At 63.8% G+C, this 13710-nt stretch carries 8 protein-coding genes; 4 read left to right on the forward strand and 4 right to left on the reverse strand.

The window, feature by feature from the left end; all coding sequences use genetic code 11:
- Positions 1 to 207: 207 nt before the first annotated feature.
- The 3 genes from HU715_RS13995 to HU715_RS14005 form a co-directional block, all read right to left on the reverse strand.
- On the reverse strand, positions 208 to 3426 hold the full coding sequence (locus tag HU715_RS13995; protein ID WP_186708691.1) for an ATP-binding protein: 3219 nt from the start codon (positions 3424 to 3426) through the stop codon (positions 208 to 210).
- Between the two features lie 336 nt (positions 3427 to 3762).
- Positions 3763 to 5097: a lysine N(6)-hydroxylase/L-ornithine N(5)-oxygenase family protein gene (locus tag HU715_RS14000; RefSeq protein WP_186708689.1), complete on the reverse strand. Its 1335-nt coding sequence runs from the start codon at positions 5095 to 5097 to the stop codon at positions 3763 to 3765.
- A gap of 146 nt (positions 5098 to 5243) precedes the next feature.
- Positions 5244 to 5726: a sigma-70 family RNA polymerase sigma factor gene (locus tag HU715_RS14005; protein ID WP_186708687.1), complete on the reverse strand. Its 483-nt coding sequence runs from the start codon at positions 5724 to 5726 to the stop codon at positions 5244 to 5246.
- Between the two features lie 484 nt (positions 5727 to 6210).
- On the opposite strand from HU715_RS14005, the gene HU715_RS14010 reads away from it, so the two are divergent.
- The 4 genes from HU715_RS14010 (at position 6211) to HU715_RS14025 (ending at position 11631) form a co-directional block, all read left to right on the forward strand.
- Positions 6211 to 7359 (forward strand): efflux RND transporter periplasmic adaptor subunit, encoded by a 1149-nt coding sequence (locus tag HU715_RS14010; RefSeq protein WP_186708685.1) that lies wholly within the window; start codon positions 6211 to 6213, stop codon positions 7357 to 7359.
- Positions 7360 to 9330 carry a MacB family efflux pump subunit gene (locus HU715_RS14015; RefSeq protein WP_186708683.1) on the forward strand — a complete coding sequence of 657 codons (1971 nt, stop codon included), beginning with the start codon at positions 7360 to 7362 and terminating at the stop codon, positions 9328 to 9330.
- A gap of 10 nt (positions 9331 to 9340) precedes the next feature.
- Positions 9341 to 10735 (forward strand): efflux transporter outer membrane subunit, encoded by a 1395-nt coding sequence (locus HU715_RS14020; protein WP_186708681.1) that lies wholly within the window; start codon positions 9341 to 9343, stop codon positions 10733 to 10735.
- A gap of 569 nt (positions 10736 to 11304) precedes the next feature.
- Positions 11305 to 11631 (forward strand): DUF6124 family protein, encoded by a 327-nt coding sequence (locus HU715_RS14025; protein WP_186708679.1) that lies wholly within the window; start codon positions 11305 to 11307, stop codon positions 11629 to 11631.
- Between the two features lie 209 nt (positions 11632 to 11840).
- Here the strand turns inward: HU715_RS14025 and pvdP are convergent, their stop codons facing one another.
- Positions 11841 to 13457: a pyoverdine maturation tyrosinase PvdP gene (gene pvdP, locus HU715_RS14030; RefSeq protein WP_186708677.1), complete on the reverse strand. Its 1617-nt coding sequence runs from the start codon at positions 13455 to 13457 to the stop codon at positions 11841 to 11843.
- Positions 13458 to 13710 lie beyond the last annotated feature (253 nt).

Raw genomic sequence — 13710 nt, forward strand, 5'->3', positions numbered from 1 at the left:
GCGTTTGAAGGGCGATGTAGGACTATTCCTAAAATGAAGCCAGACGAAGCCCTTGTGGCGAAGACATTTATCTTTTTGCTCGGATTCTGTAGGAGCTGGCGAAGCCTGCGATCTTTTGATCTTTCACTTGGGACTCAAGTGTCAGGGGAAAGATCGCAGCCTCGTTGCACTCGTCAGCTCCTACGGCTCCTACAGTTCCTACAGCTCCTACTCAGTTCTTACCCCTTCCATGTAGGTTTTCAGTTGTTCGGCCAGGTGGTCGATGGCTTGGCGTAGGTTTTCCACGGCTTCGGTGAGCAGCGACACGTTGCCTTCTCGGCAAGCCTCTTCCAGCGCCTCGCAGGCAGCAATCAGGCGTTGCGCCTGGATGATCCGCGCCCCGCCCTTGATCCGGTGCGCCAGGTCCGCCAGGCCCGGCAAGTCTTGTCGGGTGGCCAAGTGCAGCAGTCGCACGAGATCTTCGGCATTGCTGCTGACCAGTTCTTCCAACAACGCCTTCATGGCGCTCGTGTCGCTGCCGGTCAGTTGTTCCAGGCCGGCCAAGTCGATGCCATCGCGGGGCCGGGGCGCCAGCGCGTCCGGCGTGACCGAGGCCAGGCACGCATTGAGCTCCCTGAGGCCGATGGGCTTGAACAGGCAATCGTCCATCCCGGCTTCGGCGCAGCGCTGCTTTTCCTCAGGCTGGGCGTTGGCCGTGAACCCCAGGATCACCACGGGCGACAGGTTGCGGTCGCGCTCTTCGTCGCGAATGGCCCGGGCCAGTTCGTAGCCGCTCATCAAGGGCATGTTGCAGTCGGTGATGACCACATCGAAATGTTCGCTGCGCCAAGCCTGCAGGCCGTCGATACCGTTCTGTGCCTCCTGGACACGATGACCCAGGTAGCCCAGTTGCTGAGACAGCAGCAAGCGGTTGGCCGGGTAGTCGTCGACCACCAGGATACTCAGCGCCCGGACCGCCGGCAGCGCCTCGTCCTGGCTGGGCGGCAGCGTCGACAGCGCGTCGAGCATGGGCAAGTCCAGCAAGACTTCGACCTGTGTGCCCTCCCCTGGCACGCTGTGTAATGCCAAGGTGCCGCCCATCATTTCGCATAACGTGCGGCTGATGACCAACCCCAACCCGGAACCGCTGCGGGCCGACTGGGGGTGATGGCCGGCCTGGGTAAAGGGGCTGAACAGGCAGCGCTGGTCCTCGGGGGAAATACCGCAACCGGTGTCCTCGACCCGCAGGCAAATGCCCAAGTGCTTGTGCTCGGGGTTCAACTCGCCGCGCACACTCAGGCGCACTTCGCCTTGGTCGGTGAACTTGATGGCGTTGCCCAGCAGGTTCGAGACGACCTGCTTGAAACGCAACGGATCGACCAACACGTCGCAATCGACCGTAGCATCCAGTACCCAGTGCAAACGCAAGTGTTTCTGCCAGGCCAGGCCCTCGAAGATCCGCGCCACCGACTCGATCAACCCGCGTAGATTGGCCCGTTGCGGCGCCAGCGACAGCTTGCCCGACTCGATTCGGGCGATGTCGAGGATGTCGCCGATCAAGTCCAGCATGCCATGGGCGGCGCCCGACGCGACTTCGATGGCGAAGCGGTCCACGACGCCCTGGTCGGCTTTTTTCAAGGCCAGCTCCAGCAGGCCGATCACCGCATTCATCGGCGTGCGGATCTCATGGCTCATGGTCGCCACGAAGGTGGTCTTGGCCCGATTGGCTTCGTCGGCGCTTTCCTTGGCCACGCGCAACTGTTCCAGCAGCCGCCGCAGATAAACGCCCCAGCCAAAGGCCACCAGCAACAGCAACGCAGCAACGGTAAACCCTCGCAGAATCGTGGTGCGGTTGCGCAGCCAATAACTGTTGTCGATCACCACTTCACTGCGCCAGCGGTTGGTCAGCTCGTCCATTTCCTCGGGCGAAATGCTCAACAGAGCCTTGTCCAGGATCGAATGAAGCGCCAAGGCGTCCCGGTTCGTCGCCAGGGCAACGTAGGCGGGCAAGGTGCCCACGGTGCTGGTGACTTGCAGGGTGTCGCGGTACTGGCGGGAGATCATGTAGCGGGCACTGATCAGCGGATTGATCGCCGCGTCCGCCGTGCCGGCGGCGACCATGGCCATGGCGTCGGCCGCGTTCTGCGCCGCCACCAACTGCACCCGGGGGAACTGCTCCAGCAGGAATTCGCGCAGCACGTTGCCACGCACCAGCGCCAGGCGCTTGCCGGCCATCTGGTCCAGGGTCAGCGCCTTGGCCTTGAGCGGCACCACCAGCACGAACGGGTTCGCCAGGTAGGGTCGGGTAAAACGCAACTCATCTTCGAGTTCGGCGCTGGGGATGGCGGTGGCCAAGACGTCGGCCTTGCCGCTCTTGATCTGGCCGATCAAATCGTCAACCGAATCGCCCCGCTGCACATCGAATTTCAAACCGGTGCGCAAGCTGATCCGGGCCAGCACATCGGCGCCGATGCCGCGCAAATGGTCTTGTTCATCGAAGAACGTCAGCGGCAGGAAGTTTTCGTTGACCGCCACCTTGATCCGCGGATGGGCGTCCAGCCAACGCTGTTCGCTGACGCTGAAATGCAGCGCCTGCTGACCCGGCATGCTGGCGCCACCGGCACTCCAGCGCCGCAGGATGATCATGCGTTCGCTGGCAGGAATGGCTTGCAGCGCGGCGTTGACGATGCGCAGCATCCGCGCATTGTCGCGGCTGACCGCAAAGGCGAACGGCTGCACCTCCAGGCGCGAGAAATCGGCCAGTTGGACGTTGTTCAGGTAATTCTTGCTGATGAGGTAGTTGGAACTGATCGAGTCTCCCAGGTAGACGTCGGCCTGACCGAACGCCACGGCTCCGATGGCGCCCAAGGTCGAGGGGAACAATTGAAAGGCAGCGTCGGGATAAAACGCCTCGACCGTCTCCGGCGGCAAGTAGTGATAGAGCATCGCCACGCGCTTGCCGGCCAGGTCCGTGGGCAAATCCTGGCTGTCGTCGATGCGGGCCACGAGGGTGGGCAGGTCATCGGCATAGGCCTGGGACATCGCCAGGTCCGGATCGGCGGCTTCGAAGCCATTGGCGGTGCCGAGCAGGTCGATCTCACCGCCGCGCAGGGCCTGGAGCGATTCGGCACGGGACGGGTAGCGCTGGACCTGCACCTTGATGTGCAGGAGTTGCCCCAGCAATTGTGCGTAGTCCGCGGTCAGGCCTTCGTAGTCGCGGCCATTGCCGGTGATGCTGAAAGGCGCATAGTCCGGCGCCGAGGCGCCCAGCAGCAACGTGCCCTTCTGGCGCAACCAGCCCCAGTCGGCGGCGGCGAGGGACACCGAATAATCATCCACATGGGAGCGCCCGAGCACCTGCAACGACTCAGGCGCCGCGCCCACCTGTGGCGCCATACTCAATGAGCCCAGCAGCGCCACCAGGCCCGTGCGTAGAAGGAGCTTCATCTGTTCGAGGTGTTTCGCATGGCGTAGTCGGCCCGGAAACCACCGACTTCAGTCAGGGTGACCGGTTGGGGGTTCAGACTGCCAATACGAGGGAACAGCGAACCGTCGATGCGCCTGTCGAACAGACGCATGACATGAGTGTAGGAAGTTTCTGAAAAATTTCCTGCAAGTGACCCAGGTCGCCCCCTTCAGGGCCAAACCTATGACCTGTGGGAGCGGGCTTGCTCGCGAAGGCAGTGAGTCAGTGACATTGATGCCAACTGTCACACCGCCTTCGCGAGCAAGCCCGCTCCCACAGGGGGTTTTGCATTGATTGACACTTGGCGCAGGTCTGGCCTACACAGCGGCGAGCAACCGATCGCGCACCGGACGCGCCTGCCCACGATTGTTCCCATGTTCATACAGCGAGCCGGCAATTTCATCGGCACGCACCGGCAGGATCGATAACAGGGTGTCGCTCAGGCCATGGCTGGCCTGGCAGAAGCCCTGCATGTAGATCGCCGCCTTGCAGCGCTCGTCGGTGATTAGCTTGTAGTTGCGATCCACCTCGAAATTCCCCAGGTACTGCGCCAGCGGCTCCAGCAGGGTGCGGTGCATCTGCCGCTCGTAACCGGTGGCCAAGACCACGGCGTCATAACGGCGCACCGTCAGCTCGCCCGTGGCGTTGTTGCGCACCGCCAGTTCCACGCCCGCGTCGGTGGCCGTGGCTTTCTCAATCGTGGTGAGGGTGCGGAACGCATGACGGGCGATGCCGGAGACTTTCTGGCGGTAAAAAATCCCGTAGATGCGTTCGATCAAATCGATGTCCACCACCGAATAGTTGGTGTTGTGGTACTCGTTGACCAACCGCTCGCGCTCGCTGTGGGGTTGCTGGAACACCAGGTCGGTGAATTCCGGAGAGAACACTTCGTTGACGAACGGGCTGTCATCCGCCGGTTTGAGGGCCGAGCCGCGCAGGATCATGTCGACCTGTACCGAAGGGAAGCTGTCATTAAGGTCGATAAAGGCCTCCGCCGCGCTCTGCCCACCGCCGATGATGGCGATGTTCATCGGCTGGCCCTTCACGCACGGCTGGCTCGCCATGCGCTCCAGGTACTGGGAATGGTGGAACACCCGCGCATCATCCCTGAACGCCTTGAACGCCTCGGGGATGCGCGCGGTACCGCCGGCACTGACCACCAGAGAGCGGGTGGTGCGGATCAACTCTTCACCCTGGGCATCGCGGGAAATCACTCGCAGCGCTTCGACCTGCTGGTGATGCAGCACCGGTTCGATGCGCAGCACTTCCTCGCCATAACGGCTCTGCTCGGTGAAGTGCCCGGCCACCCAGCGCAGGTAGTCATTGAACTCCATGCGGCACGGGTAGAAGGTGCCGAGGTTGATGAAATCCACCAGGCGGCCGTGGTGCTTGAGGTAATTGACGAACGAATACGGGCTCGTGGGGTTGCGCAGGGTCACCAGGTCCTTGAGGAAGGAAATCTGCAACTCGCTCTGGGTCACCAGGGTGTTGCCGTGCCAGCGGTAGTCGGCCTGCTTGTCGAGGAACAACACGTCCAGTTCACCCTGGGCCGGCCCCCGCTCCTGCAGCGCGATGGCCAACGCCAGGTTCGAAGGGCCGAAGCCAATGCCGATCAAGTCGTGAACGATGGGCGATGCAATTGCCTGTGTCATGTCCAGTGTCCTCTGGAAAAGCCCCTCAACAGGGCACGAAAAGCCTGGGGAACCTGACCGGCGTTCGAGGCGCCGGCAAGTCGTCTGTTGAGAGGAACGAGGACAATGAAAAAAAATTTACCGCCGGGTGACCGGTGACGATCGAATCAGGGCGCGTCCCACTGTCGCACGCGAACGCGGCAGTGCTTCATGGCGTTGACGATGTGTTTTTCCACCAGCGCCCGGGAAATGCCCAGGCGCTCGGCGATCTGCGGATGGGACAGGCCTTCGAGCTTGCGCAGCAGGAAACTCTCGCGGCACAGCGGCGGCAGCTCGGCCAGGGCACGCTGCAGCATGTCCAGGCGCTGGCCATGGTCGAAGCTGATATGGGGCGATGGGGTGAAGAAGCGTTCTTCGCTGTCCAGCACATCCAGGGATTCGACCTGACGCAGGGTATTGCGCCGATGCCCGTCGATCACCAGGTTCAGCGCCGTGCGGTAGAGAAACGCCCGCGGCTGTTCGATGGGCGTGTCGCTGGCACGCTCCAGCACCCGCACATAAGCGTCATGCACCACATCCTCGGCCGCCTGGCGGTTGCCTAGCCTGGCGTTCAGGAAACACACCAGCTCGCGATAGTAGTTTTCCAACATGACTCCCGTGCGCAATGACTGCGACAGCTATCCCTGGGCCACCCGGCATGCCTGAAAAGGGCATGGCACGATAGTGGCAGATTCAATCGCGTAATTTATAGTAATTCTCATATAGATTTAAAGCGTTGGTTTGTATCAAGGCTGATTCGTTCATCTCCAATGGCGCCGAGCACCGCTTTTGTGGCGAGGGGATTTATCCCCGCTGGCTGCGAAGCAGCCCCAAAACCAGCTCACTCAAACATCTGACACACCGAGGTGCTCGCCATTGGGGCTGCTGCGCAGCCCAGCGGGGATAAATCCCCTCGCCACAGATAAATCCCCTCACCACAACTTCACCTGACTTGGTTATTGGTTTGCCCTTCCGCCAACTGCTACCAAGTATTTCACCCCGCTAAATTCCCGCCCGGAACGCTCGTCTACCAGAACAGCTTCCCCGTCCCGGCCCTCCGTGCGACGGGCCCGATATCACCGGCCGGAACCCTGCATGAAACGTCCCCGCCCTACCCGACGCGCCTGGCTTCTCACCTTCGCCCTGCTTCCGGCCGTGGCCTTCGCCGCGTGGCAAGCGGTCGCGCCAAGTCGTGAGCCCCTGGTCACTGCCCCCGTCACCCGGGGCGATATCGAAAACAGCGTCACTGCCCTGGGCACCTTGCAACCGCGGCGTTATGTCGACGTCGGCGCCCAGGCGTCCGGGCAGATCCAGAAGATTCACGTGGAAGCCGGCGACGAGGTCCGTGAAGGCCAGTTGCTGGTGGAAATCGACCCGTCCACGCAAAAAGCCAAGCTTGATGCCGGGCGCTTTTCCATCGAAAACCTCAAGGCCCAGCTTCAGGAGCAACGCGCCCAGCACGACCTGGCGCAGCAGAAATTCCGTCGCCAGCAGCAACTCAAGGCCGGTGGCGCCACCCGCGAGGAAGACGTGCAGACCGCCCAGGCCGAAGTGCGCGCGACCCAGGCCCGCATCGACATGTTCCAGGCCCAGATCCGCCAGGCCCAGGCCAGCCTGCGCAGCGACGAGGCCGAGTTGGGCTACACACGTATCTATGCGCCGATGAGCGGCACCGTGGTCGCCGTCGGCGCACGGGAAGGCCAGACCCTCAACGCCCAGCAGCAAACCCCGCTGATCCTGCGCATCGCCCGGCTGTCGCCGATGACGGTCTGGGCCGAAGTGTCGGAAGCCGATATCGGCCACGTCAAGCCGGGCATGACCGCCTACTTCACCACCCTGGCCGGCGGCAACCGGCGCTGGAGCAGCACCGTGCGCCAGATCCTCCCGGTGCCGCCGCGCCCGCTGGAAGCCAGCCAGGGCGGCAGCCCCACCGGTGGCCGCAGCGGCAGCGAACGGGTGGTGCTCTACACCGTGTTGCTGGACGTGGACAACGCCGACCGCGCCTTGATGACCGACATGACCGCCCAGGTGTTTTTCGTTGCCGCCCAAGCCAAGGACGTGCTGACCGTGCCCATCGCCGCCCTACAAGACGCCAATCAGGTGCAGGTGCTGGCCGACAATGGCGATGTCCAGCCGCGCACCGTTCGCACGGGCGTCAGCGATCGCCTGCGCACGCAGATTCTCGACGGCCTGAGCGAAGGCGACCGGGTGCTGATCGGCTCGGCCAGCGGCAGCGGAGGCTGAATGAATACGCCCCTGATCGAACTGCGGGACATTCGCAAGGCCTATGGCGGCGGCGACAGCCCTCGGGTGGAGGTGCTGCGCGGCATCGACTTGGCCATTCACGCCGGGGAGTTCCTGGCGATTGTCGGGGCGTCCGGCTCCGGCAAATCCACCTTGATGAACATCCTTGGCTGCCTCGACCGCCCCACCCGCGGCGAGTACCGTTTCGCGGGCGAAGACGTCGCCAACCTGGGCAGCGATGAATTGGCCTGGCTGCGGCGCGAAGCGTTCGGTTTCGTGTTCCAGGGTTATCACTTGATTCCTTCCGGCACAGCCCAGGAAAACGTCGAGATGCCGGCCATCTATGCCGGCACCTCCGCCGCCGAGCGCCACGCCCGGGCCAGCGCTTTGCTTGACCGCCTGGGCCTGGCCAGCCGCACCGGCAACCGTCCCCATCAACTGTCTGGCGGGCAGCAGCAGCGGGTGTCGATCGCCCGGGCCTTGATGAATGGCGGCCATATCATTCTCGCCGACGAACCCACTGGCGCCCTCGACAGCCAGAGCGGCATCGAGGTCATGGCGTTGCTCGACGAACTGGCGAGCCAAGGCCACGTGGTGATCCTGATCACCCACGACCGCGAAGTGGCAGCCCGGGCCAAGCGCATCATCGAGATCCGCGATGGGCTGATCATCAGTGACAGCGCCAGCTCCCTGCCCAGCGACGTACAAGCCAATCCAAAGGCACTGCAAGCCGTGGACCTGCGCCAGCGCCTGAGCGCCGGCAGCGAACACAACGGCGCCTGGAAAGGCGAGCTGGTGGACGCGGTGCAGGCGGCGTGGCGGGTGATGTGGATCAACCGCTTTCGCACCGCCCTGACCTTGCTCGGCATTGTCATCGGCGTGGCCTCGGTGGTGGTGATGCTGGCCGTGGGCGAAGGCAGCAAGCGCCAGGTCATGGCGCAGATGGGCGCGTTCGGCTCGAACATCATCTACCTCAACGGCAGCGCGCCCTCGCCGCGCGCCACCAAGGGCATCATCAGCGAATACGACCTGGCCGCCCTCGCCGCCCTGCCCGAGGTGCAGCGGATCATGCCGGTCAACGGCGCCGAAGCCAGCGTGCGTTTTGGCAACCTCGACCACACCAGCTACGTCGGCGGCAACGATACGAACTTCCCGATCATCTTCAATTGGCCGGTGGCCGAGGGCAGCTACTTTACCGATGCCGACGAACGCGGCGCCGCGGCGGTGGCGGTGATCGGCCACAAGGTCCGGGAGAAACTGCTCAAGGACGTCGCCGACCCCATCGGCCGTTACATCCTGATCGAGAACATGCCATTCCAGGTAGTCGGCGTACTGGCGGAAAAAGGCGCCAGCTCCGGGGATTCGGACGCCGACAATCGCGTCGCCATCCCATACTCCGCCGCCAGTGTGCGGCTGTTCGGCACCCGCCATCCCGAATACGTGGTGATCGCCGCCCGGGACGCCGGCAAGGTCCAGGAGGCCGAGCAGGCGGTCTCCCGGACGCTGTTGCGCCTGCACGACGGCAAGCAGGATTTCGAGCTGACCAACAACGCCGCGATGATCCAGGCCGAAGCCCGCACCCAAGGCACGCTGTCGCTGATGCTCGGCGCTATCGCGGCTATTTCGCTGTTGGTGGGCGGCATCGGCGTGATGAACATCATGCTCATGACCGTGCGCGAACGCACTCGCGAGATCGGTATCCGCATGGCCACCGGCGCCCGCCAACGGGACATCCTGCGCCAATTCCTCACCGAAGCGGTGATGCTCTCGGTGGTCGGCGGGCTCGCCGGTATCGGCCTGGCCCTGCTGGTGGGTGGCGCCCTGTTGCTGGGCAAGATCGCCGTGGCCTTCGAATGGCTGGCGGTGTTCGGCGCCTTTGGCTGCGCCCTGGTCACCGGCGTTGTCTTCGGCTTCATGCCTGCCCGCAAGGCCGCCCGCCTCGACCCGGTGGCGGCCCTCACCAGTGAATGAACCCCACTTTATGAAAGCGCACCTGACCCTCCTGGCCGCCAGCCTGTTGCTGGCGGCCTGCGCCACCCCATCGTCGACGCCCGACAGCGGCATTCAACCGCCACAGGCTTGGCAGAGCCTCGATACACCCAGCGCCCAAGCGGTAAACCTGCAATGGTGGACGCACTTCGGCAGCCCGCAATTGAATCGCTTGATCGAGCAGGCGCGCCTGGACAGCCACGACCTGGCCGCCGCCATGGCCCGGGTGCGCCAGGCCGAGGCCAGCGCGGTGATCGCCGGCGCGCCATTGCTGCCAGCGGTCACGGCGGGGCTCAACGGCAATCGCCAGGAGTTGATGCGCGGCAAGGGCTATAGCCAACTGGATGTGGATCGAGACAACCGGACCATCGATTACTACGACGCCAACCTCAGCGCCACCTATGAGCTGGACTTCTGGGGTGGCAAACGGGCGGCCCGGGACAGTGCATTAAAGACGTTGTCGGCCAGCCAGTTCGACCGCGCGACCGTTGAGTTGACCCTGCTCAGCGGCGTCGCCAACAGCTACACCCAGGCGTTGTCCCTGCGCGAGCAACAGCGCATCGCCGAACAAAACCTGGACAACGCCCAGCGTGTACTCGATCTGGTGCAGACCCGCTACGACGCCGGCAGCGCCACGGCCCTGGAACTGTCCCAGCAAAAAAGCCTGGTAGCGGCCCAGCAACGCCGCGTGCCGCAAGTGCAACAACAAGCCCGCGAAGCGTTGATCACCCTGGCGACACTGCTGGGGCAACCGGTGCAGTCGGTCAGGCTCGACGACGACAGTTTCGACCGCTTGCACTGGCCCGTCATCGACGCCGGCGTGCCCAGCGAACTGCTGCGCCGTCGCCCCGACATCGCCGCCGCCGAAGCCCGCCTCGCCGCCGCCCAGGCCGACATCACCGTGGCCCGAGCCGCCATGCTGCCCACCATGACCCTGGGCCTGAGCCTCGCCACCGGCGCCGACATTGCCGATCAGTTGCTGCGCAACAACGTCTACAACCTCACCGCTGGCCTGGCCGCGCCGATCTTCAACAACGGCCGCCTGAAGGCCGAACGGGACAAAGCCAGCGCCCGCCAAGAGGAACTGCTGGAGCTCTACCGCGCCGCCATCATCAACGGCTTCGCCGACGTCGAAAAAGCCCTGAACGGCATCCACGGCCTCGACCGTCAACGGCAATGGCAAAGCGAGGAACTGCACCAGGCCCAGACCGCCTTCGACATCGCCCAACGCCGCTACCAGGCCGGCGCCGAAGATTTGCTCACGGTACTGGAAACCCAACGCACGCTGTACGCCGCCCAGGACATGAACGTGCAATTGCGATTGGCGCGGGTGCAGGCGAGCGTGGCGTTGTACAGGGCGTTGGGTGGGGGTTGGCGGGTGATGTAGGCCTCAAACCCACCTTCGAAGCCAAGTAATACAGGGTGGCCAGGGTTATTTCTGTGGCGAGGGAGCTTGCTCCCGCTGGGCTGCGCAGCAGCCCCAATGGCCAGCACCTCGGTGGGTCAGGTGTTTTGAGGGGACTGGTTTGGGGGCTGCTTCGCAGCCCAGCGGGAGCAAGCTCCCTCGCCACAGATAACTCTCCACTTCTCATAAACGGTGTTCGACTTGGGCTCTGTTTATCGGGCCATGTAGGACTCCCGAGCGAGGCTACGTTGCCTTGCGTCATTGCCTACAACTACGCCAGAATCCGCCGGCTTGTGCGCTTGGCTCGTGGCTTTTACTGTTTCCGGGTCGCTGATGTCAGCGATCGGGTTTGGTAGCCCGCGAGTCAACTAGGCGCAAGCGCCACCTTCTACAGATGCTCTCTCGTGTCTGTGTCATGGTGGCCGTGCGCAGGGCGTCTTCGGGCGCGCCGGGTTCCTAGTGCTCCGGTCTACCAACCCGCGTACGGCCGCCACCCAATCGTTTGGTAGCGATGGTTCCGGCTCCTGAAAATGAATACTAGGAGTTACACCATGTTCAAGATCACCCCCAACCCTCCCGCAGACGATTCCAAGAAACTCGACGAAGCCGCCGACCGCGCCCTCGCCTACTACCTCGACCCCAAACCTGAAACACCCAAGCCACCACCGGGCCAGTTGTTCACCGTTGCAGAGAGTGCGGACCTGGAATGCCTGCTGGCCAACCTCAGCGAAACCCTCGCCTCGGTCAATGCCATGGCCAACGAACTGGCCTTTGATCTGGAAGGCGCACGGCGAAGTTTTGCCCTGGGGATCCAGCAGATGGTCGAGCTGAGTGAGCTGCTGGCGAACCGTGCCCTGGACATCGCCGCGCCGCGCTGACACATCTTACTAATCTCAAGCCAAGCGACATTGTGGCGAGGGGATTTATCCCCGCTGGGCTGCGAAGCAGCCCCAAACCAGCGCACTCAAAACATCTGACACACCGAGGTGCTGGCTAACGGGGCTGCTGCGCAGCCCAGCGGGGATAAATCCCCTCGCCACAAAGATGTCCATCCGGCCAAATAGGGAACGATCAGTCCAAGTTGGGGTTAAACCGGTTTGGATTTGAGATTACGCGCATACCAAGGCCGCTGCGGCACGCGGCGGAACAGTTCGGCGACCTTTTTGTCATCGCTGCCGAAGGTGATGCGCAGCGCCAGCTTCATGGTTTCCGGGTCCATCTCCACCGAACGTCCAACCTGCAGCCCCGGCGTGGTGCTGCAACCGTGGGTGTCCGGGCCGAGCCAGGGGTCGGCGATTTCGACCCAGCGGCCCGGGGCGAACCAGGGCACGCCGTTGACGTCGAGTCGGCTCACTTCCCCCGGATGAAAACGTTCGTGGGCACGGAACCAGTCTTCGAGGCGGTCGTCGATCCAGCCATGGAAGGCCCAGAACACTGGGCTTACGTGGGAGGAAAACGGATCACCGAGAAAGTCGTTTTCCGGGGCGTACCAGCGCGCGGCGAAGTCGTCCGGGTCGCGGGCGAACGGCACCGGGTGGCCGTTGGACGGATCACGGGGCACCGAGGCCCAGCGCATGTGCAGCCAGTCGTGCAGGCCCAATTCCACTTCCGAGCCAAACTGGCCCAGGGTCAGTTTCGACAGGTAGCGCGGGTCGCGGTAGCGCGACTCCCAGACCTGGAAATTGCTGTGATAAGTCTCGGCGGTCTTGATGTCGCTGACCCACTGGGCGTACTGCTCGTCGCCATCGGCCAACCAGGTCGGCGGCAAGGCCGTGCCATCGTGGTTGTCGAGGTAGCGGGCGAACCCAAGGCGATCACGCGCAAGCTCCGGTTGCGGCAAGGGGAAGCGCGGCCACGACGGCAGCGGCTGGAACGAACGGGCCGTGCCGAGCATGTGCCGGTGCATGAAAAAGAAATCCACGCCGGAGCCGTTGCGATCCTTGCGCGGGCCACGGGCATCACGCTCCTGGTCCCGCGGGCCGGGCTGCCAGCCGATGCCGCGCAGGGCATTGCGCTTGTCCTCGTCCAGGGTGTGCCATTTGTCCCGCGAGGCGTGCCAGAGCTGATGGAACAGCCGATGCTCGGGCGACACCAGCCAGGCCAGCAGCGCCGGGCTCAGCGGCGTGCGTTCCCGGGCCTCGGGGAAGCGTTGCTTGATGGCGATGAAATGATTGTCCTGTTCAGGCAGCGCCAGGGGACGGTCCAGGCGCAACACGCGACCGCTGAGGGTAGCGCTGCCGGCATTGCCGAAACCGGCCCAGACTTCGTCCAGGGTCATGATGAATTCATAGTCCGGCGCGTCGTGCTGAGCCCCTGTCAGCCGCCAGCTCAGTTGCTTCGGGTCGGTGCCGGCCAAATCGCCCAACACCCGGTAACGCGGTTCATCGGCGGCGCGCAAACGTTCGGCGCTGTCGAGGTAACCCACCAGGCCACGGCCCCTCTGGCCGATGTCGAGGAAGACCTGCAGACCGTCCTGGGGCAAGCCTTCGAGGCCGGCGTCGCGGCCGGTGAAACGGATCGTCCAGATGCCCCGCAACGTATCGGCCCGGCGCTGGCCCGCCACGTCGGCCACGTCGAACGAGGCCTCGCCGGGGGTGATGGTCGGGTCCGGCCGGGTCAGTTCGCGATGCCCGTAATACACCGCAGGCACGGCGGCACCGGTCAGCGCCAGGCCTGCCATGAACCATCGTCGAGAAATCGTCATTGCCTTACCTGTGTTCGCCCTGGGGTGGGCTTTATCCAAGCTAGAACGTTGGGTGGGCTGACAAATTTATAGGCAGCTGTGAGGGCCTCATCGCGAGCAGGCTCGCTCCCACAATGGATCTGAGTACATCCGCAAGAGATGGGTGGGTTTCAAGGCCACTATCACGAGCAAGCTTTGCTCCCACAGGTGAGCGCATTGCAATTCCACTGTGGGAGCAAAGCTTGCTCGCGATGGCCGCCCCGAGAGCGCCTAA

Origin of the sequence: Pseudomonas zanjanensis, from assembly GCF_014268745.2 — a bacterium.
Classification (GTDB): Bacteria; Pseudomonadota; Gammaproteobacteria; order Pseudomonadales; family Pseudomonadaceae; genus Aquipseudomonas; species Aquipseudomonas zanjanensis.